We start from the raw sequence: 20,418 nt of genomic DNA on the forward strand, positions 1-20,418 counted from the left end.
GTTTGGAGGGCAAGAAGAATTTTCGAGAGAAATTTTTATACCCCTCGAAAGACCGATACACCCGGCTTTCACACTCGCCATTTTTCCAACAACTTCTCAGGACTCAAGCTATCGTAACCCTCAAAAGGTTGATGGATCCAGGGGTTGGTCGGCAGGAATTCCACCGAATAGTCTGGCGTGAACGTCGACAAGCCCTTTGTCCAGATCACAGCGCTGCGCAGCTCGGTGATGGGTGCATAGTTGGTCTTCAACATGTTGATCACTGCATGCAAGGTGTGACCCGAGTCCGCAAGGTCATCCACCAGTAGCACCTTGCCTGCGATCTCACCCTTGGGCGTCGTGATGAACCGCGCGATATCCAGATGCCCCTGCACCGTTCCAGCCTCGGCACGGTAAGAACTTGTGGACATGATGGCCAGGGGCTTGTCAAAGATGCGGCTCAGAATATCGCCAGGACGCAACCCTCCCCGGGCAAGGCACAGGATCGTGTCGAACGCCCAGCCCGATTGGTGCACCTTGAGCGCCAGCTTCTCAATAAGACTGTGGTACTCGTCATAGCTGACGTAAAGGTGTTTGCCGTCTTCGGTCAACATGCGGTAGCTCCTGGATAGATAGCTGTGGGTGCGGAAGTCACTGGCAATTTCAAATCATCAACCAGCGACATAAGGGTGACGCATCATGATGGTGTGATCACGGTCGGGGCTCGTGGAGATCATATCGATAGGCACACCCGTAACCTGTTCAATACGCTCCAGATAACGGCGAGCGCTCTGTGGCAATTTGACGTAGTCCGTCACGCCAACGGTGGACTCACTCCAGCCTGGCAATGTCTCGTAGACAGGCTTGCAGCGTGCGATATCTTCCGCGCCCATGGGCAGAAGATCGATGTGCTCACCGTCGAGTTCATACCCGGTGCAGAGCAATAGTTCTTCCAGCCCGTCCAGAACATCCAGTTTGGTGATACACAAACCGGAGAGGCCATTAACCTGAGCGCTACGCTTGAGCAGCGCAGCATCGAACCAGCCGCATCGACGACTACGCCCCGTGGTCACACCCTTCTCAGCGCCCACCGTACTCATGTGATACCCAGGCGTACCAGGCACTTCCCAGTCCAGCTCCGTCGGGAAAGGGCCGCCGCCAACGCGGGTGCAATACGCTTTGGTAATACCGAGTATGTAATGCAACATGCCGGGGCCGACGCCCGAGCCGGCCGCCGCGTTCCCGGCTACACAATTGCTCGATGTGACATAGGGGTAGGTCCCATGATCCACATCGAGTAGCGTACCTTGTGCGCCCTCAAACAGAAGATTGGCACCATCTCGATGGGCGTCGTTGAGCTCGCGCGATACATCAGCCATCATGGGCTTGAGCAACTCTGCATGCCGCATCGCTTCTGCATACACCACATCGAACTGAACTTTGCCGTCCTCGATATAAGGCTTGAGTGCATCACCAAACGCAAAGGTGCCCGAGCGCAAATAGGTCGTAAGGATATGGTTATGCAGATCCAGCAATTCACGAAGCTTGGCAGCAAACCGCTCGGGGTACTTCAAGTCTTGCACCCGCAGGGCACGACGGGCAATCTTGTCTTCATACGCGGGACCAATACCGCGACCAGTAGTTCCGATTTTTTCCGTTCCACCCTGTTCACGTGCAGCTTCACGCGCCACATCAATGGCTGCATGGAACGGAAGAATCAGCGGGCAAGCTTCGCTGATTCGCAAGCGTGAACGCACTTCGACGCCCGCTTTTTCAAGGCCTTCGATTTCCTCAAACAGCTTGGCTGCCGACAAGACAACACCATTGCCGATGTAGCACTTGACGCCTGGGCGCATGATGCCACTAGGGATCAGGTGCAGCGCCGTCTTGACGCCATTGATGACCAGTGTGTGGCCCGCGTTGTGCCCACCTTGAAAACGGACGACACCTTGTGCACTTTCGGTCAGCCAATCAACCAGCTTGCCCTTGCCTTCGTCACCCCATTGGGTTCCGACCACCACTACGTTGCGACCTTTGGTTGCTTTCATCTCAAACCCAATTCAATTATCAATTGCTTAAACAGCCTGCACGACCCAACGGCCCGCAATCTGCACCAGTTCTCGATCACAGTGGAACTCGTCCACTTCGCTCTCATGCCCCGGCAAAACACAGACCACCGTCTCACCAGACGTGCGGAGTTCCGCGATGGCTGCATTCACTTCATCCGACTCTCCCCAGGGAGCACGGATAGCAGCTTTCAATGCCCGTGGAGAGACCACGCCCACTACCTGCTTGATATCCAGGCTAAATCCCGCTGCGGGACGATTGCGGCCGAACACAGCCCCCACCTCGTCATAACGGCCACCCCGAACGAGCGCATCGCTTGCGCCCGGGGCATAGATCGCAAAACGTGCACCGCTGTAGTAGGCATAGCCACGCAGATCGGCCAGATCAAAAGTGACAGCAGCCCCCTCAAGGCGGGATGCCAGCCAATTCAAATTTGATAGCACTTGAGATATGCCAGAAAAGCGCTGGAAGACTTTTTTAGCTTCAATCAACACACCCTGATCACCATAGAGCTGAAGCAACGCCAACAAACCCTCGCGCGACTCCACAGGGAAATCTCGGGTCAATGCCGCGAGTTCAGCGGCGTCCTTGGCTGCCAGTGCCGCATGGATACCGCTCAACACCTGGGCATTCACGGACACGCCCGCCAGAAGATTGCGCACGATGCGCACATCCGCCAGATCAATCGTGGTGCTGGGCACATTGGCAATGCGCAAGCATTCCCGGGCGAGCTGCAACGCCTCAAGATCAGCCTCCAGCCCAGCATGTCCGAAGATTTCTGCGCCGAACTGGAGCGGCTCGCGGGTGGCATGCGGACGATCAGGCCGGGTATGCAACACTGGCCCGCAATAGCAGAGGCGAGTCACGCCCTTGCGATTGAGCAAATGCGCGTCAATTCGAGCGACCTGGGGGGTAGTGTCCGCTCGAAGCCCCATGGATCGCCCTGAGAGCTGGTCCACGAGCTTGAAGGTCTGGAGATCGAGGGCCTCTCCCGTACCTGTCAGCAGGGATTCAAGATGCTCCAGCAACGGGGGCATGACCAGCTCATAGCCGTAGCAGCGGGCTGTATCAAGCAGCCCGCGACGCAATTCTTCGATGTGCCGTGCTTCGGACGGCAAGACATCGGCAATGTGATCCGGAAGGACCCAAGCAGACATGGAAAAAAGGGGAGGCTGTTAAAACCGTGATTCTACCGGGAGCGGCGAAGAGCCCAGAGAGACTCCACCCGCTACCGGCTCTGGCGCTGTTCAGAACCAGAGCATCAACACGCCAGCAACGATTGCCAGCAAACCGAAAAACCGAATCTGGCCATCCTGCATCAGCGCAATCTGAGCGACTGCACGTCGCCAACTCTGAGGCGAAAGAAATGGCAGCAGTCCCTCAATCACCAGCACCAAGGCGAGCGCTGCCCAGAGGCTTTCCGAATCCACAGCGGCAGGATGTCGAAAATCAGCAGGGGACTACTTCCGGGGTGCTGCAGGCATAGCCGCAGAGTTTCCACCTCGGAATGTCTTGAAAAACTCTGATGACGAGGGGTCCAGAACCATTACATCGCTCTTCTTGTTGAAGCTGGATTTGTAGGCTTCCAGGCTCCGGTAGAACTGCGCAAACTGCGGGTCCCGCCCAAACGCATCGGCATAAATGCGCGCGGCTTCGGCGTCACCTTCGCCTTTGATCTTCTGAGCATCCCTGTAGGCATTGGCAATAGTGATCTCACGCTGGCGGTCTGCATCAGCACGAATTTTTTCACCTTCCGCCGCACCCGTAGAACGGAGTTCATTGGCCACGCGTTTGCGCTCGGCCTCCATGCGCCGATACACCGATTCCGTAATCGCCTCTACGTAGTCGACGCGGGTAATGCGAACATCGACAACATCCACACCCCACGGTTTGGCGCCGCGAACGGTCTCCAGCACTTCACGCTTCACATCCGCCATCAGCGCTTCCCGCTTCAGGGAAAGAAGCTCCTTGACGGTGCGCTTGTTGATTTCCTCCTGGAACGCATTGCGCACCACGCGATTGAGTTGCATCGCTCCGGCACTCTCATCCAGTCCAACGTTGCGGATGTACTCCGTTGGCTCGGAGATACGCCACCGCACATACCAGTCGATGACCACCCGTTGCTTCTCCGCAGTCAACATGGGCTCCGTGTCACTGCTATCCAGTGTCAAAAGGCGTTTGTCGATGTACGACACGTTTTGAAAAGGCGGGGGCAGCTTGAAATTCAAGCCTGGCTCTGTGATCACTTCCTTGATCTGCCCCAACGCGTAAAGCACACCAAACTGGCGCTGGTCCACCACAAAAAGCATGGAGCTCATCAGGGCCAGCACCACCAAGAGGGTAGATGCAATAAATCCGACTCTGTTCACGAGTTGCTCCTAGCGAGATTCACGATCGCGTGTGCGACTGCTGTCACGCGCGCGGGGGTCATTCGAAAAAGTGGTCGAAGGGGCTGCAGGGACTGCAACGGGGGCCGTCGTATTTGCAGCGGGAGCATCCGATGCCCCCCCTCCGCTGGCGACACTTTGCATGATCTTGTCCAGTGGCAAATACAACAGGTTAGAACCCTGTCGTGATTCAACCAGCACCTTGGTTACGTTGCCATAAATCTGCTGCATCGCCTCCAGATACATGCGGTCGCGGGTCACCTGTGGAGCCTTCTGATACTCTGCCAGAATCGAAGAAAACCGCTGGGCATCACCTTGTGCCTGGGCAACAATCCGAGCTTTGTAAGCTGCAGCTTCTTCGTTCAAGCGCGATGCGGACCCCACTGCACGTGGAATCACATCGTTGGCATAGGCTTGGGCTTCATTCTTGGCCCGCTCACGCTCCTGCCCGGCTTTGAGGACATCGTCAAAGGAGGCCTGCACCTGCTCAGGTGGACGGACACCACCTTGCTGCAGATTGATACCCACCACCTCGACACCTACCTTGTAGCGATCCAAGATGGTTTGCATGAGTGTGCGGACACGGGGAGCGATCTGATCACGCTCTTCGGCCAATGCCGTATCCATGCGCATCTTCCCGACCACCTCCCGAACTGCCGTCTCCGCAGCTTGCACCACCGCATCCGAAGGGTTCTTGCTTTCAAACAGCCACGCGCGGGCGTCACTCAAGCGGTACTGGACCGCGAACTTGATCTCGACGATATTTTCATCTTCCGTGAGCATGGCCGACTCACGCAGACCGGTGCTCTTGATGATGCTGTCTCGCCCCACGTCGGCAGACCGAATCTGGGTGACAAAAACCAGTTCGTGGCGCTCGATGGGGTACGGCAAACGCCAGTTAAAACCTGCACCCACGGTGCTTTTGTACTTGCCGAACTGGGTAATGACCGCCTGCTGACCTTCCTGAACAATAAAAAATCCTGTTCCCATCCAGATCACAAAGACGATCCCAGCGATCAGCCCCACGCCCACACCAGCGCTCTTCATATCTGGCTGGAAGCCCCCCCCCGAACTACCACCGTTGCCCGGACCACGGCCACCGCCGTTCTTGGAGCCAAAAAAACCTCCGAGCTTCTTGTTGAGGTCGCGCCAAAGCTCATCAAGGTCGGGCGGCTGCCCGTTGCCAGGCCGCTGATCGCCGCCCCGATTGCCAGCAGGAGGAGGCGTAGCAGGACGCTCCTCCGGACGTGCACCGTCGTCTGCCTTGTTATCGTCGCCGCGCCCCCACCGAGGGTCATTCAGATTGAACATGCCCCGAATACGTTCTGGCAGCGAAGCCCAGCGTAGGGTGCGATTTTGAAAATTCATGCGCAAAGTCTCTGGTTCTCTGGATGGCATTGGTAATGCTGGCATTGTGCCCAATCAGGGCGCGGCCCCTGGCAATTCAATGGCGGCATCAGGGGTCATGCATTTTTGAGCGGCAAGTAACCTTAGCGAGAGCGTATGGCGCAGGGCATCCAACCCCTCACCAGAACGAGCACTCACGAACAAGCGCGGGAAGACATGCCCATCCACGTCGTACTGGTCTTCAAGAAGCGGGGGGCGCTGCTCAGCCTGTAGAGAATCCAACTTGTTGAACACAAGTATCTGGGGGATGTCAGCTGCACCAATCTCGTTCAAGACCTTTTGAACCTGAGCCATTTGTTCAGGAAAGCCCGGATTGGAGGCATCCACTACGTGGAGTAAAAGGTCCGCATCAATGGCCTCTTGCAACGTTGCCTGGAATGCATCCACCAAGCCATGAGGAAGGTCTCGAATGAACCCTACGGTATCCGAGAGGGATACCGATCGCCCAGCATCGCCCAAATAGAGTTGCCGTGTTGTGGTGTCCAGTGTTGCAAACAATAGGTCTGCAGCGTAGGCGCGAGCCTTCACCAGCGCATTAAAGAGCGTGGACTTACCAGCGTTGGTGTACCCCACCAATGAAATATTGAACGTATCGCGTCGCTCACGCTGCCTTCTCTGGGTGGTCCGCTGGCGCTTGACCTTCACGAGGCGCTCACGCGTGCGCTTGACAGCGTCGCCAATCATCCGACGATCCAGTTCAATCTGCTTTTCACCCGGGCCGCCGCGCGCACCAATGCCCCCTGTCTGGCGCTCGAGATGCGACCAGCGGCGCACAAGGCGGGTGCTGAGGTACTGCAATCTTGCCAACTCCACCTGGAGTTTGCCCTCGTGGCTGCGGGCACGTTGCGCGAAGATTTCCAAGATCAACAACGTTCGGTCATTGACTGGAAGCTCAAGGTGACGCTCCAAGTTTCGCTGCTGCGCCGGACTGAGAGACTGATCGAACAAGACTTCCGCCGCGCCATGCATTTGTGCCAACGTACGGATTTCATCCGCCTTGCCACTACCAATAAACAAGGCCGCATCCGGCGCCTTGCGTTTGCACGTCAAGCGGGCGACAGGCTTCATACCCGCTGTCTGCGCAAGCAATCCCAATTCTTCGAGATCGCCGTCGAAGTGAGGAAGACCAAAATCAACCCCAACCAGAAGCACCGGGGTGCCATCTCCCGACGAAGCGGTCATCGATTGCAAAGTGGATTGCCCCCTCGCCCGATCAGGGCAAGACGCGAAAACGGCAACACAAACAACAACTTAAGCGTTGTTGCTATCTGCATCAGAGGTGTCGGCAGTAGAGAAGTTGACCGCGCGGCCCGGCACGATGGTGGAAATGGCATGCTTGTAGACCATCTGGGTGACTGTATTGCGCAGCAACACCACGTACTGATCAAACGATTCGATCTGCCCCTGCAGTTTGATTCCGTTCACGAGATAGATGGAAACAGGAACATGCTCCCGACGCAAAGCGTTGAGGAAGGGGTCTTGCAAAAGCTGGCCTTTGTTGCTCACGATATTCTCCGTGTTCAAAAATGTTGTTGTAAACCAGCACCTTACCACAGCACGGAGCACAACCCCGCCTCAGGATGCATGGCCCTTTGGGAACCCAGCCTTTGACTTAGGCTTCCTCTTTATCAGCGAAAGGGTTGTGCGATGTCTTCATCTCTATCCGGAGCGGTGTACCCACCAAGTCGAATTCTTTGCGGAAGCGGCCCTCCAGAAAGCGCTTGTAGGCATCTGTGACGTGTTCCAACGAATTACCATGGATGATGATCACCGGGGGATTCATGCCCCCCTGATGGGCATATCGCATTTTTGGCCGGAACATGCCTGCGCGTTTCGGACTCTGAAATTGAACAGCTTCTAGCAACAGGCGCGTCAATACTGGCGTTGACATCTTGCAGGTTGCCGCCTTGTGGGCTTGGGCAATCGATGCCCACACCGGCCCCAAACCCTGCCGTTTTTTTGCAGAAATGAAATGCAAGGACGCAAATTTCAGAAATGCGAGCCGGGTCTCGATAGACCGCTCCAGCAACTGACGCTGGTAGTCATCAACGGCATCCCACTTGTTAACCGCAACAACCACGGCTCTCCCGCTCTCCAAGATGTACCCCGCAATGTGCGCATCCTGATCAGTGACACCCTGGGTAGCGTCGAGCAACAGCAGCACCACATTGGCCGATTCAATGGCTTGGAGCGTCTTGACGACCGAGAATTTCTCTATCGCCTCGAAAACTTTTCCCTTGCGGCGCAATCCCGCCGTATCCACCAATTCAAAGCGCTGCCCATTGCGTTCGAAGGGTACCGTGATCGCATCACGGGTCGTTCCCGGCATATCAAACGCAACCAGACGCTCTTCGCCGAGCCAGGTGTTGATCAGCGTCGATTTGCCAACATTCGGCCGACCTGCCACAGCAAGTTTGATGATGCCTTTGTCAGATTCAACATCAGAGTCGTCGGGGTCAGGAAGCTGAAGCGGCTCCAGCGCAATCTCCACCAGGCTTCGAATACCCTGCCCATGGGCAGCAGACACAGGGTAAACCTCGCCCAGACCCAGCTCATAGAACTCGGCGAGTTGCACGCCTTCCAGCATGCCTTCGGCTTTGTTGGCAACAAGTACACAAGGTTTACCAAGGCGGCGCAAATAATTGGCGATGTCATGGTCTTGCGCAGATACACCTGCGCGCGCATCCACCACAAAAATGACCACATCAGCTTCGGCAACGGCCTGCTGCGTCTGCTTGGCCATTTCCTTGTAAATTCCGCTCGATGCATCAGGCTCAAAACCGCCAGTATCGATAACGATGTACTCGTGCTTGCCCTGCTTGCCATTGCCGTAATGCCGGTCACGCGTAAGCCCTGCAAAGTCCGCAACAATGGCGTCGCGGGACTTGGTCAGGCGGTTGAAGAGCGTGGACTTGCCGACATTCGGACGCCCCACGAGGGCGATAACTGGCTTCATTAAATAAAATCCATCAATCTGGACGGAATCCGTAGACACCACCATTGCGAGTAACTACCACCAACGTATCTGCGGCCACAGCGGGTGCTGCGGCGATGCCAGATCCGTCCGTGGCGATGCGGTTGAGCGGAGAACCATCCGTGCGGGATAGCAGGTGAACGAGGCCTGTGTCGTCCCCGACTACGACGGAACGACCCAACAACAAGGGCGCCGTCAGTTTGCGGTGTTTGAGCCTGTCGGTGGCCCACAGACGCGAACCATCGCTGCGACGCCACGCCATGACCGTGCCATTGCCCTCGGCACCGAACAGGGCCTCCCCGTCTCCATGCACGCCATCGGCACCACTGGCGGGTTGCGTCCAAGTCACTGCGCCTCTGGCAGCATTGACACAACCCACAGCCGTCTGGAAGGCACGTGCACAGATGGAATCACCTACTCTGCTGGTACGCCCAACCAACTCCACCAGTCTCTCAACATCGTTGGTCCCCCGCGCACTCGCCAAAGGAGCCTCCCAACGAACGCTGCCATTGTCTGGATTCAGACCTACGACACGGCCGGAAAACCCCGCAACCAAGGTATCTCCAACAGCCAGCAAAACGCCCGCCTGGCGCAAAACCAGAGGCTCACCGGGGCGCTGCTGACTCCAGAGTTTGCGGCCCGACACCGCATCAAATGCCGCCAAAGAACGATCGGCCGAAAGCACAAATACGCGCCCACCCGCAACGAGCGGGGGGGTGAATACTTGCGCAGCCAATGATTGGCGCCACCGCTCGCGGCCAGCATCCAGAACGATCAAGGTGTTGCTGCGGGAAACAACCGCAGCCGATTTTCCGTCGCTACCTACCCCCGCAGACAAAGGCTCTGAAAGCGCTAAACGCCAAACGTCGCCACCGGTTCGGGCGTCGATGGCCGCCACAACCCCATCGGAGGAGGCAACAGTCACCACATTGCCTGCGGAATGGACATCAAGCGGCAATCCAGCAACGCTGCCAATGCGCGCAGTCCAAGCCTGCCGCACACCCAGCACCGCAACATTGGCCCCCAGATCTGCCGGCATCGGCTTGGAGCTCCCGCTGTTCCACAGCGAGCATCCAGCCAATGTGACAACCAGGACCGCCGAAGAAATGCACCGCAGACCGAACATTCTGCCCTTTGCGCCGTCTCCACAAATGAATGCCATGGCTATTTCACCCCATCAATGGATCCGGCGGCAGCTACTGCAACACCTTGTGGAGAAACACCCAGAGCACCGAGCTTTACCTCGACAAGACGACGGTACTCCACCCCCTCCTCGAAGGACTTATAGGCCTTGGCATACTCCGCAATAGCTTCCGCACGCTTATCCTGCAGCAGATAAATGTCTCCCTTGCGATCTGCAAAGACCGCTTCAAACTCCAAAGGAGCGCTTCCAGACAACTGCTTGAGTGCGTCGTCGTAGTTTTTTTGATCCATCAGCACGCTGGCCAAGCGAACCTTGGCCAATGCCTTGAGACCATCATCTCCCGACTGAGCAGCCACCCAGGCAAGCGCCTCCTTGGCGCCATCAGCATTGCCTGCCTCAACCATGGTCTTGGCCAATGCAAGCCCCGCCTGACTGGCCTGGGTAGTGCCCGCATACTTGGCCTTGAGGTCGGCAAACGCCTGAGCCATGCGCGCCTGGTCACCCGCTCGGGCAGCCACGTCTACAGCATCGTAGAGCGCTGCGGCCTGACTTGCCTGCCGGTTCTGCCAATATTGGTATCCGTTCCAGGCGACCAAGGAGCCTGCCACCAAAATCAGCATGGAGCTGATGAGGGTGCCCCAGGTGTTCCAGAAATGCTTGAGCTGATCAAGCTGCTCTTGTTCTTCGAGATCAAGGTGATTTGCCATGGAATGTGTTCTGTTTAGCGGTTGGATTGTAGGTTGGAGGCCCAATCGGCCAGGGAATCCAGCGGATGGTCAGCCTGTGCACCCACACCATCGCGCAATGACTTGACGACAACCATCCCCCGGGACAGCTCATCCTCCCCAAAGACCAGCGCGTGCTGCGCGCCACTCCCATCTGCCTTCTTGAATTGGGATTTCATGCTGCCCATACCCTCGCCCCCTGCAGGCGCGGCATGCATCTGCACACTGAGGCCCAACTGCCGCAGGCGCTCAATGGTGGTCACAGCCACGGGCAGCGCCGCCGCAGAGGGAATCACGGCATAGACATCTGGTACAAGAGCTGGGACCGTGCTGGCCTGCTCCTTGAGCAGTTCAAGCACACGCTCAACCCCCAGCGCCCAACCCACCGCCGGGGCCGCCTTGCCACCGATCTGCTCTATCAGGTAGTCGTAGCGACCACCGCCACAAATGGTGCCCTGCGACCCCAGCTGATCAGTGACAAACTCAAAGACCGTAAGGTTGTAGTAGTCCATGCCCCGAACCAGCCGGGGGTTCACTGTCCAGGCCACACCGTTGGCGCTCAGAATGGACTTCACAGCATCAAAGTGCGCGAGCGACTTTGGCCCCAGAAAATCAATCAATCGAGGCGCAGCCTCCACCACGGCCTGCATAGCGGGGTTCTTGGTATCCAGAATGCGCAACGGATTGCTATGCAAACGCCGACGCGCCTCCTCATCCAGCACCTCGACATGCTGTTCCAGGTACGAAATCAGCGCTGCTCGGTGCGCCTTGCGTTCATGCGGTTCACCCAGGCTGTTCAGTTCCAGGCGCACGTTCTGCAACCCCAGTTCGCGCCACAGCGAGTGGGCTAGAAGAATCAATTCCGCATCGACCTCCGCACCAGGAAAGCCGAGCGCTTCAGCGCCAATCTGGTGAAACTGGCGATACCGCCCGCGCTGCGGACGCTCATGGCGGAACATGGGCCCCATGTAGTAGAGGCGCTTGCCTCCGTCATACAGCATGGAATGTTCAGCGACTGCGCGAACCACCCCTGCAGTCGCTTCGGGACGCAAAGTGAGATGCTCGCCATTGAGACGATCCTCAAATGAGTACATCTCTTTTTCGACGATGTCCGTGACCTCACCGAGGCCACGAACAAACAGCGCCGTGGGCTCAACAATCGGCGTACGGATGTTGCGATAGGCATATCGAGCCATAAGGGTGCGGACCTTGGACTCCAGCCACTCCCATCGGGCGGATTCAGGAGGCAGGATATCGTTCATGCCTTTCACGGCCACCAGCTTTTCCGGCTTGGTCGACGAAGCGCTTTTTTCGTTACTCACAACTGTTCTTTTCTCTATCTGGCAACTATTCGAAGGACATCACCGACCATCTCAAGATAGCGGCTCAGTATCAATCAGGGTAAGGCGAGCAACGCTCAGGCCAAAGTCACAGCGGCGGCGCCAAAACGCTTTTCGATGTACTGCTCGACAATTTGGTGGAATTCATGGGCGATGTTGTCACCCCGCAGCGTCATCGCCTTCTCGCCATCAATGAACACAGGGGCTGCTGGCGCCTCCCCCGTACCAGGCAGGCTGATGCCGATGTCCGCGTGCTTGCTCTCACCAGGCCCATTGACAATGCATCCCATCACCGCAACACGCAAGTTTTCGACGCCAGGATAGCGAACGCGCCATACAGGCATCTGGGCACGCAGAAAATCATCAATCTGCTTGGCGAGGTCCTGGAACGTGGTGCTGGTAGTGCGACCACAGCCAGGACACGCCGTGACACTGGGAACAAATACACGCAACCCCAGAGCCTGCAGTATCTCGGAGGCCACCACGACCTCCTGTGTGCGCGCTTCACCGGGCTGGGGCGTCAGAGACACGCGAATGGTGTCACCAATACCCTCCTGCAGCAACACAGACAACGCAGCAGCCGACGCTACTGTGCCTTTGGTTCCCATGCCTGCTTCCGTGAGTCCCAGGTGCAAAGGGTAGTCGCAGCGGCGTGCCAGTTCACGGTACACAGAAATCAGGTCCTGCACACCGCTGACTTTGCAGGACAAGATGATTTGGTTGCCATCAAGGCCCATTTCTTCGGCCCGGCGCGCAGATTCAATGGCCGAGGTAATCAACGCCTCGTACATCACTTGGCGTGCTTCCCAAGGATTAGCACGGCGGCTGTTGGCATCCATCAAATCAACCAGCAAGTCCTGGTCAAGGCTGCCCCAATTCACACCAATACGCACGGCTTTGTTCCAGCGAATGGCTGCATCGATCATCTGGCCGAACTGCCGATCCCTCTTGTCGCCCTTGCCTACGTTGCCGGGATTGATGCGGTACTTGGAGAGCGCCTGTGCGCACTCAGGAAAATCCGTAAGAAGCCGGTGCCCGTTGTAGTGAAAGTCCCCCACCAAGGGGACGCTTTCTCCCATACGGTCCAATTGTTCACGAATGTATGGTACTGCCGCTGCGGCCTCAGGGGTGTTCACCGTAATACGGACGAACTCCGAGCCGGCCTGCGCCAGTTCCTTGACCTGAATGGCCGTGCCAATGGCATCCACGGTGTCTGTGTTGGTCATGGACTGCACTCGCACCGGAGCATCCCCGCCCACGGTCACCACGCGCGATCCCCACACAATCCTGGCTTGGCGGGACCGTCGTGGCAAGGGGGACGCCACGGCAATGGGCTCCATCTCACAAGGTAACCGTTCCATTATTTCACCTCGAAGCGAGCTACGTTCTCACGGGACACAGGCGCCAAGTCAAAAGGCTTTCCGCGCACGAATACCTCTGTCACGTCGGCACGACCAATCACCACGGCCAGCGGCATTTGGCCTGCGACAGACACCGACTCACCCGCCGCAAGATTCCTTTGCAACGCCACGGTGCCTGCGGAATCACGCACCTGCACCCAGGATTCGCTGCGCGCGCGCAGCACCAATGCCCCGGCCGGTGGCGTTGTAGCGCTTGCCGCCTCCACTGGGGCTGACGCAGCGTTGTTAGTAGCGGCAGCCGCAACGGCGGGAGCCGCGTCTGTGCGACCTGCCACTGACGGCAGAGAAACGTCGGGGATGCGCTGGGCAGCAGCGGGGATTGCATCCGACGCACCCGTGACAGCAGGGGCGGCCTGCTGCTCGACCACATTGGCTGGCGGTTGGATCAATGCGGGGGCAACAAGCGGGCTCGTTACACCGTCCTGCTGCCTGGGGAAAAAGACCAGAATCAGTGCCCCCACCAGCAGCGCCAAAACCACCACCGTTACGGACCGTGAGGTGGAGCCGGAGGAAAAGGAAGCCGATGAGGAAGACGATTTCCCGATACTGCCTTTCACCGGAGCGTTCAATCCCGCACTGTCTGTAGCCAAGCGAGGGCTTTTACTTTGTGGCAACAGCGACAGAATGGGGGCTGGGTCCAACTTGAGCGTTCTGCACATGCTGGAGGCAAGCGCACGCACAAACACTGTATCGGGCAAGGCCTCATAGTTATCCGCCTCCAGCGCCTCCAGCTTGCTGACTGGCACTTTCAGTGCCACAGCCAAGGCAGCGATGTGCATACCAGACGCTTGTCGCGCCTCCCTCAGCAAACTACCCGCTGTCACCCCACCACTTTCCAAAACCTCACTCATTGAAAGCCCCACGCTCGTATGCACCCAACTCCCGTGAGTCCGGGAAACGCTTGCGCAACTGGTCAGCCAGTTGCTTCATGGCCACGGAATCACCCAAAGCGCGCTCAACCTTGATCCCCAGCCACAACGACTCGGAATTGGCGTACTGGCTGTTGTTGAGCCGCCGGATATAGAACTGAGACCGGGTCAATTCATTGCGGCGCAACAAAAGTGCCGCGAGGTGATAACCGACCACAGGGTTTGCCGCATCCAGTTCATAAGCTTTCAGCAGCGACTGCTCGGCCTCCGCAAACTGGCCAGCGCCTGATTGGCACAGGCCTTGGGCCATCAAGGTCTTGCTGCGTGCTGTGTATGCAGGATTTGCGAGAGCCCGACCAAAGTGCTGATTCGCCTCGGCGTACTTTTGCTGCTGGCACAACAACCAACCGTAGTTGTGCAGCAGATTGGGATCCCCACCCCGCAGCGCCAATGCTCGGCGAAAACTGTCGTCCGCCTGGGCAAAATCGCTCAACCTCATGTAGATGAGGCCACGAAGATTGAAGGCATCGGCGTAGGTGGGATCAGCTGCAAGCGCCTGCTTGACTTCATCGAGAGCCACGGCCGTCTGACCATTCTCAAAATAGTTGGAAGCAAGCTCCAGACGGATACGGGCGCGGCGCCGCGTCTCTGGCTCATCAGACGGGGTGATCATTCCCGCGTTGGCGTCGGCGGTCGGCATGCCGCTATTGGCTGCACACCCTTGAAGCGCAGCCACGCAGGCCACCACGCCACATGCCGTGAGAGTCCAGCGGCCCCATTGCTGCCAGCGTCCAACCAATCTCACCATGTAGAGCCTCCTTGAAGTATGCCGATTGCTTGTTGATCAAGTCACCGGTTTGAGCACGATTGTCCGCTGCTTTGCCATGCGCTCGGCAGCCCTTGTGCGGTCCTTGACATCGCCTGCGAGCTGACCGCACGCAGCGTCGATATCATCTCCGCGGGTCTTGCGCACGGTCGTGACGATACCCGCTTCGCTCAAGACTTTGGCGAAAGCCAGCACCTGATTTTGTGGCGAACGCAACAGCCCTGACGCGGGAAACGGATTGAAAGGAATCAGGTTGAATTTGCAGCGCACACCCACACCACGGGCGGGCTTGACAAGTTCGATCAGCTGCCGTGCGTGCTCAACCTGGTCATTGACACCATCGAGCATGCAGTATTCAAACGTAATGAAGTCGCGCGGCGCATGCGCCAGATATCGATTGCAGGCAGCCAGCAATTCTTCAATGGGATATTTGCGGTTCAGCGGCACGAGGTTGTCGCGCAAGGGGTCATTCGGCGCATGCAGAGACACCGCGAGAGCCACAGGACAATCCACGGACAAGCGGTCCATCATCGGAACCACGCCCGACGTTGAAACGGTGACCCGCCTGCGTGACAAACCATACCCATGGTCGTCCAGCATGACGCGCAAGGCCGGAACGAGGGCCGAGTAGTTCTGCAGCGGCTCCCCCATCCCCATCATCACCACGTTCGAAATGACGCGGTCCTCAGATTGGAGGCGCTGGCGCAGGGAATGCTCAGCAAACCAAAGCTGTGCAACGATCTCCCCCGTGGTGAGATTTCTGCTGAAGCCCTGATGCCCCGTGGAACAGAAGCGGCAACCCACAGCGCAGCCAGCCTGTGAGGATATACACAGGGTTCCGCGATCATCTTCGGGAATAAAAACCGCCTCGACCGCATTGCCATCCCCCACGTCAAACAGCCACTTGACCGTGCCGTCTGAGGAGACATGTTCGGAGATGACGGGCAAGGCCTCGACGCGAGCACAGCCCTTGAGCTTGTCGCGCAAGGCCTTTGCCAGATCACTCATGGCGTCAAAGTCACTGGCGCCGCGCTGATGAATCCAGCGAAACAACTGCGTGGCGCGAAACCGCTTTTCACCCAACTGCTGGCAGAAAGCCGCCAGACCGTCGAGATCAAATTCCAAAAGATTGGTGGTCACTGCGCCCTCCCCGGGGTGGGCCGAACGCAGTCGTCCCCATGGCGCAGGTATCCCACGTGTGCGGGAACAGGCATGGGGACACCCATATCAGCGCGAGTAAATGTTCAGGCCAGGGAAGAAGAAAGCCACTTCTGCCTGGGCGGTTTCCGCAGCGTCGGAGCCATGCACTGCATTGGCATCGATGCTGTCAGCGAAGTCGGCGCGGATAGTGCCGGCTTCTGCCTTCTTGGGGTCCGTGGCGCCCATGAGTTCGCGGTTTTTCAGAATCGCGTTTTCACCTTCCAGGGCCTGGATCATCACAGGACCGGAGATCATGAAATCCACCAGATCCTTGAAGAAAGGACGCTCTTTGTGCACAGCGTAGAACTGCTCGGCCTCCAGGCGCGACAGGTGAGCCATACGTGCAGCCACGACCTTGAGACCAGCCGCTTCGAAGCGTGCATAGATCTGACCGATGACGTTCTTTGCCACTGCGTCGGGCTTGATGATGGAGAGAGTGCGTTCGATTGCCATATTGATTTCCTGAATTGATGTTGCTGTGATTCGTTTGTCCACCGGACAAAGCCCTCGATTCTAACCGGGGAGCCCGGGGCAGCACAGCGCCTAGCGCCCGCCCCCGCCCCGACGTGGACCTCCGCCACCAGGGCGGCGTTTGTCCTGGCGATGCCGCGAGAGACTGTCCATGCCGATATAGCCCACCGATGTTTTCATCGGATCGGGCTGCGCCGCGCCGCGCGGGCGGTCTCCACCACCTGCATTGTTGCCACGGTCGAACCCTTGCCCCCCATCACGGCGGGGTTTCTGCCCTCGGGGACCACCGGGCGCACCCTGCGACATGTCGCGACGCGGCCCGTCGCCCACGCGGGGACCATTGCGCCCCCGGTTGCGCTTGTTGCCACCCCGTCCGCCACCAGCGCCCGACCCGTCATCCGAACGAGCTTCCGCTGCTTCCGGACGCCCGGCGCCCGCCGCCTGCACCAGAGCCCGGATGTCGCCCTCATCCAGTTCCAGCCAGGCACCGCGCTTGAGACCCCGTGGCAGCACCATGGCACCGTAACGGATGCGGATCAACCGACTGACCGCATGACCCACAGATTCGAGCATGCGGCGCACCTCGCGATTGCGCCCTTCGGAAATGGTGACCCGGTACCAGCAATTGGAACCTTCGCCTCCACCATCTTCGATGGAACCAAACGACGCCATGCCATCGTCCAGGCGCACGCCATCGAGCAGCTTCTGCTTTTCCTCATTGCTGAGGGCGCCGAGCACACGCACAGCGTATTCACGCTCCAGCCCAAAACGAGGATGCATGAGCTTGTTGGCCAGCTCTCCCGAGCTGGTGAACAGCAGTAGGCCTTCGGTATTCAGATCCAGGCGCCCTACCGACTGCCACTTGCCCTGCATGAGCCGGGGCAGCTTGCGAAAGACGGTGGGCCGGTTCTGGGGATCGTCATGGGTCACCACCTCCCCCACAGGCTTGTGGTAAGCAATCACCCGCGCTGGCGGCGGGTCTATGCGGTAGCGGATGGGTTTGCCATTGACCTTGACCTGATCGCCGAACTGGATGCGCTGGCCGATGTGGGCTGGCTCGTTGTTGACGGAGATGCGCCCTTCCAGAATGAGTTGCTCCATCTCCAGGCGCGAGCCAAGTCCCGCCTGCGCCAGCACCTTGTGAAGCTTGGGGGTTTCCACCTGGGGCAGAAGCACCCGCTTAGCGGGAACCATCTCTGCGGAGGCATCATCCTCATCGAAGCGCCCCGACACCACATCTTCAAACTGGTATCCCTGAACCGCAGGAGCACCTGCCTTGCGCTTGTCGCGCCCTGCGCCGTCGAGGCGCGGCTGCCGAGCCCGCCCGTCCCCACGATTCTGGCGCTCGCCATGGCGAGGTTCGGGGGTGGCGTCAGACGCCCCCGCCTCTGCCTCGGGAATTGCAGGCTCATTCGCAACCACAGGAGCGACAGGTACAACCTGCTGGCTCAACCCATGCGGCAACTCCCCGGCCAGGGCAGGTGCCTCAGCAGCATCCAAAACGCGCACGTCCACAGCATCCTGCACTTCCACGGCTTGCGCTGGCTCGACTTTTTTCTTGCGCGGGGCACGTTTGACAGCGGCTTTTTTGGGCGCTGCGGCTGTCGCTGAAGGATCAGCATCCGGCAGATCGGCCGGGATTTCGGGGGTCGAATCGTTCATCAAGTATTTCCCTGGATACCACCCGGGGTATCGGCATCGTCATCACGGAGATCCGTCTCCGCACTCTGAAAAAAATCATCCACACGCAGCAACTGCCCACTGGCGGCAACAGCCTCCAAAGACTCTGATGGCTGACTATCCATCGCCACAGCCAGCAGTTCAGCCTCGGCCTCAGGCGTTGATTCCGGCTCTATCACTCCTTGCGCTGCAGCGGCCATTGCTTCCAGCACATTGGCATTGCCTGAGGGGTCGTCAAGCACCGGCAATTGGTCCAACGACTGCAAACCCATGTCATCCAAGAACTGCCGGGTGGTTGCAAACAGCGCGGGGCGCCCCACCGTTTCCCGGTGACCAATGACCTCGACCCAGCCCCGGTCTTCCAACTGCTTGACGATCAGGCTATTGACCGTTACCCCCCGGATGTCCTCGATGTCGCCGCGCGTAACCGGCTGGCGATACGCAATGATCGCAAGTGTCTCCATGGTGGCCCTCGAATAGCGCGGAGGCTTTTCGGGGTGCAACCTGTCGAGGTATTCACGCATTTCGGGACGGCTCTGAAAACGCCAGCCCGTGGCCACCTGCACCAGCTCTACACCCCGCTGCGTCCATTCAAGCTGCAACTCCTGCAACAGCAACTTGAGCGTGTCCGACCCCAGAGCATCATTGAAAAGTACCCGCAGCTCACGCAGGGGCACAGGCTGCTGCGCGCAGATCAGCGCAGTTTCGAGGACCCGTTTGGCATCCACCGTGTTCATGGTTCAGCGATTCCTGGAAAAGTGCCACGCGTTGCAACGGGTGGCACATCAACAGCAGGGGCAATCAATGGCGCGCTGTGCAAGGGCGCTGGCGCGACGCAGAAGCCCGGCGGGATTCCGTCTTCGGGCTGGGGCCAGTCTGGCCGTCAGGGCGCATTGTAGCCCAGCCCCCACAAGGAGAGGGCTTGGCGCATGTCTTCGGGCACAGGAGCATGGAATTCCAGCGCCTGGCCCGTGACGGGATGCACAAAGGCCAGGCGGTAGGCATGAAGGGCCTGCCGCTGCATCACCCCGAGCGGAGCTCCCCCATAGAGGCTGTCCCCCACCAGCGGGTGCTTCAGAGATGCCATGTGCACCCGGATCTGGTGGGTGCGCCCCGTGTGCAGGGTGCATTGCACCCAGCAACCGTCGTCCGTACCAGCCAGGCAGCGGATATCGGTCCGTGCCAACTTGCCAGCATGGAGTGCCAAGTCCACCACCGCCATGCGCAGGCGGTTGCGTGGATCTCGGCCGATGGGAGCATCCACCGTTCGTGACTTGGGTCCCGACCAGGCGCCGTGGGCCATGGCCAAATACTGGCGCTGTACCTTGCGCTCCGCAATCAGTGCCACCAACGCGTCCATGGTGGCACGATCACGAGCAACCACCATCAAGCCACTCGTATCCTTGTCGAGCCGGTGCACGATGCCAGCGCGTGGCACGGTCAATGCCTTGTCGTCGCGGGCGAGCAAGCCGTTGAGCAAGGTGCCACTCCAGTTCCCCGGCGCGGGGTGTACCACCAGACCAGCGGGCTTGTTCACCACCAGCAGATGCGCATCCTCATGGACGACCTCAATGTGCATGGGCTCGGGCCGAAACGCCTGGCTCTGCAGCGTGGGCCGCATTTCCAGCACCACCTGATCGCCCACCTTCACCCGGGTCGCCGACTTCGTGACCGGTTTGCCATTGAGGCTGACCAACCCCTGCACCAGCAATTGCTGCAGATAGCTGCGGGAGAACTCGGGCACCAGATCGGCCAGCGCCTTGTCCAGCCGGGCGGCGTGCTGCCCGGCACCGATCTGCGTGGAGCGAAGCTCGCTCCCGGATTCGTCCGCCAGTCCTTCAGACTCCTCGCTCAGCAAGTCATCTGCGGTTCCGGCCGGTTCATCCGCACTGCCAGTTGCGCCCAGAGGCGGTTGAGCCACAGCCGGG

Annotated in this window: 20 protein-coding genes; all 20 read right to left on the bottom strand. The window is 58.8% G+C overall.

What is annotated here, in order from left to right; translation table 11 throughout:
* Positions 1-68 precede the first annotated feature (68 nt).
* Positions 69-593, bottom strand: coding sequence for a phosphoribosyltransferase (locus tag ACSQ22_RS05165; protein WP_121420591.1), 525 nt, complete (start codon positions 591-593; stop codon positions 69-71).
* A gap of 57 nt (positions 594-650) precedes the next feature.
* Positions 651-2,027 (bottom strand): adenylosuccinate synthase, encoded by a 1,377-nt coding sequence (locus ACSQ22_RS05170; protein ID WP_121420592.1) that lies wholly within the window; start codon positions 2,025-2,027, stop codon positions 651-653.
* Between the two features lie 27 nt (positions 2,028-2,054).
* Complete coding sequence (locus tag ACSQ22_RS05175; RefSeq protein WP_436129647.1) at positions 2,055-3,203, bottom strand: ATP phosphoribosyltransferase regulatory subunit; 1,149 nt, start codon at positions 3,201-3,203, stop codon at positions 2,055-2,057.
* A gap of 90 nt (positions 3,204-3,293) precedes the next feature.
* The gene (locus ACSQ22_RS05180; RefSeq protein WP_121420594.1) at positions 3,294-3,476 is read right to left on the bottom strand and encodes a DUF2065 domain-containing protein; all 183 of its coding nucleotides are present in this window, start codon (positions 3,474-3,476) and stop codon (positions 3,294-3,296) included.
* A gap of 30 nt (positions 3,477-3,506) precedes the next feature.
* Positions 3,507-4,415: a protease modulator HflC gene (gene hflC / locus ACSQ22_RS05185; protein WP_121420595.1), complete on the bottom strand. Its 909-nt coding sequence runs from the start codon at positions 4,413-4,415 to the stop codon at positions 3,507-3,509.
* A gap of 9 nt (positions 4,416-4,424) precedes the next feature.
* Complete coding sequence (gene hflK, locus ACSQ22_RS05190) at positions 4,425-5,801, bottom strand: FtsH protease activity modulator HflK (RefSeq protein ID WP_436129648.1); 1,377 nt, start codon at positions 5,799-5,801, stop codon at positions 4,425-4,427.
* A 54-nt stretch (positions 5,802-5,855) separates the two neighbouring features.
* Positions 5,856-7,022, bottom strand: coding sequence for a GTPase HflX (gene hflX, locus ACSQ22_RS05195; protein WP_436129649.1), 1,167 nt, complete (start codon positions 7,020-7,022; stop codon positions 5,856-5,858).
* Between the two features lie 69 nt (positions 7,023-7,091).
* Complete coding sequence (gene hfq, locus ACSQ22_RS05200) at positions 7,092-7,346, bottom strand: RNA chaperone Hfq (RefSeq protein WP_010464175.1); 255 nt, start codon at positions 7,344-7,346, stop codon at positions 7,092-7,094.
* Between the two features lie 106 nt (positions 7,347-7,452).
* The gene (der, locus tag ACSQ22_RS05205; RefSeq protein ID WP_228899703.1) at positions 7,453-8,796 is read right to left on the bottom strand and encodes a ribosome biogenesis GTPase Der; all 1,344 of its coding nucleotides are present in this window, start codon (positions 8,794-8,796) and stop codon (positions 7,453-7,455) included.
* Positions 8,797-8,809: 13 nt separating this feature from the next.
* Positions 8,810-9,940 carry an outer membrane protein assembly factor BamB gene (gene bamB / locus ACSQ22_RS05210; protein ID WP_436129929.1) on the bottom strand — a complete coding sequence of 377 codons (1,131 nt, stop codon included), beginning with the start codon at positions 9,938-9,940 and terminating at the stop codon, positions 8,810-8,812.
* A gap of 38 nt (positions 9,941-9,978) precedes the next feature.
* A complete protein-coding gene (locus tag ACSQ22_RS05215; protein ID WP_436129650.1) occupies positions 9,979-10,665 on the bottom strand; it encodes a YfgM family protein in 687 nt (228 codons plus the stop codon).
* Positions 10,666-10,679: 14 nt separating this feature from the next.
* A complete protein-coding gene (gene hisS, locus ACSQ22_RS05220; protein ID WP_436129930.1) occupies positions 10,680-11,945 on the bottom strand; it encodes a histidine--tRNA ligase in 1,266 nt (421 codons plus the stop codon).
* Between the two features lie 155 nt (positions 11,946-12,100).
* Positions 12,101-13,363 (bottom strand): flavodoxin-dependent (E)-4-hydroxy-3-methylbut-2-enyl-diphosphate synthase, encoded by a 1,263-nt coding sequence (gene ispG / locus ACSQ22_RS05225; RefSeq protein WP_436129651.1) that lies wholly within the window; start codon positions 13,361-13,363, stop codon positions 12,101-12,103.
* Positions 13,364-13,383: 20 nt separating this feature from the next.
* Complete coding sequence (locus ACSQ22_RS05230) at positions 13,384-14,223, bottom strand: helix-turn-helix domain-containing protein (protein WP_436129652.1); 840 nt, start codon at positions 14,221-14,223, stop codon at positions 13,384-13,386.
* Between the two features lie 64 nt (positions 14,224-14,287).
* On the bottom strand, positions 14,288-15,121 hold the full coding sequence (gene pilW, locus ACSQ22_RS05235) for a type IV pilus biogenesis/stability protein PilW (RefSeq protein ID WP_436129653.1): 834 nt from the start codon (positions 15,119-15,121) through the stop codon (positions 14,288-14,290).
* 36 nt (positions 15,122-15,157) lie between these two features.
* Positions 15,158-16,279, bottom strand: coding sequence for a 23S rRNA (adenine(2503)-C(2))-methyltransferase RlmN (gene rlmN / locus ACSQ22_RS05240; RefSeq protein WP_121505919.1), 1,122 nt, complete (start codon positions 16,277-16,279; stop codon positions 15,158-15,160).
* Positions 16,280-16,366: 87 nt separating this feature from the next.
* Complete coding sequence (gene ndk / locus ACSQ22_RS05245; protein ID WP_008905954.1) at positions 16,367-16,792, bottom strand: nucleoside-diphosphate kinase; 426 nt, start codon at positions 16,790-16,792, stop codon at positions 16,367-16,369.
* Positions 16,793-16,882: 90 nt separating this feature from the next.
* Entirely contained in the window at positions 16,883-18,472 is a 1,590-nt protein-coding gene (locus tag ACSQ22_RS05250; protein WP_436129654.1) for a pseudouridine synthase, read from the bottom strand.
* Positions 18,472-19,227, bottom strand: coding sequence for an SMC-Scp complex subunit ScpB (scpB, locus tag ACSQ22_RS05255; protein WP_055398663.1), 756 nt, complete (start codon positions 19,225-19,227; stop codon positions 18,472-18,474). The genes ACSQ22_RS05250 and scpB overlap by 1 nt, the downstream gene beginning before the upstream one ends.
* A gap of 146 nt (positions 19,228-19,373) precedes the next feature.
* A complete protein-coding gene (locus ACSQ22_RS05260; RefSeq protein WP_436129655.1) occupies positions 19,374-20,411 on the bottom strand; it encodes an RluA family pseudouridine synthase in 1,038 nt (345 codons plus the stop codon).
* Between the last annotated feature and the right edge of the window lie 7 nt (positions 20,412-20,418).

Source organism: Acidovorax sp. LjRoot38, assembly GCF_964252975.1.
Taxonomy (GTDB): domain Bacteria; phylum Pseudomonadota; class Gammaproteobacteria; order Burkholderiales; family Burkholderiaceae_C; genus Acidovorax; species Acidovorax facilis.

Excerpts from the sequence above, each read along its gene's own strand:
- ACSQ22_RS05165 (WP_121420591.1), bottom strand. The coding sequence starts at position 593 with ATGTTGACCGAAGACGGCAAACACCTTTACGTCAGCTATGACGAGTAC.
- ACSQ22_RS05170 (WP_121420592.1), bottom strand. The coding sequence starts at position 2,027 with ATGAAAGCAACCAAAGGTCGCAACGTAGTGGTGGTCGGAACCCAATGG.
- ACSQ22_RS05175 (WP_436129647.1), bottom strand. The coding sequence starts at position 3,203 with ATGTCTGCTTGGGTCCTTCCGGATCACATTGCCGATGTCTTGCCGTCC.
- hflK (WP_436129648.1), bottom strand. The coding sequence starts at position 5,801 with ATGAATTTTCAAAATCGCACCCTACGCTGGGCTTCGCTGCCAGAACGT.
- hflX (WP_436129649.1), bottom strand. The coding sequence starts at position 7,022 with ATGACCGCTTCGTCGGGAGATGGCACCCCGGTGCTTCTGGTTGGGGTT.
- der (WP_228899703.1), bottom strand. The coding sequence starts at position 8,796 with ATGAAGCCAGTTATCGCCCTCGTGGGGCGTCCGAATGTCGGCAAGTCC.
- bamB (WP_436129929.1), bottom strand. The coding sequence starts at position 9,940 with ATGTTCGGTCTGCGGTGCATTTCTTCGGCGGTCCTGGTTGTCACATTG.
- ACSQ22_RS05215 (WP_436129650.1), bottom strand. The coding sequence starts at position 10,665 with ATGGCAAATCACCTTGATCTCGAAGAACAAGAGCAGCTTGATCAGCTC.
- hisS (WP_436129930.1), bottom strand. The coding sequence starts at position 11,945 with ATGAACGATATCCTGCCTCCTGAATCCGCCCGATGGGAGTGGCTGGAG.
- ispG (WP_436129651.1), bottom strand. The coding sequence starts at position 13,363 with ATGGAGCCCATTGCCGTGGCGTCCCCCTTGCCACGACGGTCCCGCCAA.
- ACSQ22_RS05230 (WP_436129652.1), bottom strand. The coding sequence starts at position 14,223 with ATGCACATCGCTGCCTTGGCTGTGGCACTGAAAGTGCCAGTCAGCAAG.
- pilW (WP_436129653.1), bottom strand. The coding sequence starts at position 15,121 with ATGGTGAGATTGGTTGGACGCTGGCAGCAATGGGGCCGCTGGACTCTC.
- ndk (WP_008905954.1), bottom strand. The coding sequence starts at position 16,792 with ATGGCAATCGAACGCACTCTCTCCATCATCAAGCCCGACGCAGTGGCA.
- ACSQ22_RS05250 (WP_436129654.1), bottom strand. The coding sequence starts at position 18,472 with ATGAACGATTCGACCCCCGAAATCCCGGCCGATCTGCCGGATGCTGAT.
- scpB (WP_055398663.1), bottom strand. The coding sequence starts at position 19,227 with ATGAACACGGTGGATGCCAAACGGGTCCTCGAAACTGCGCTGATCTGC.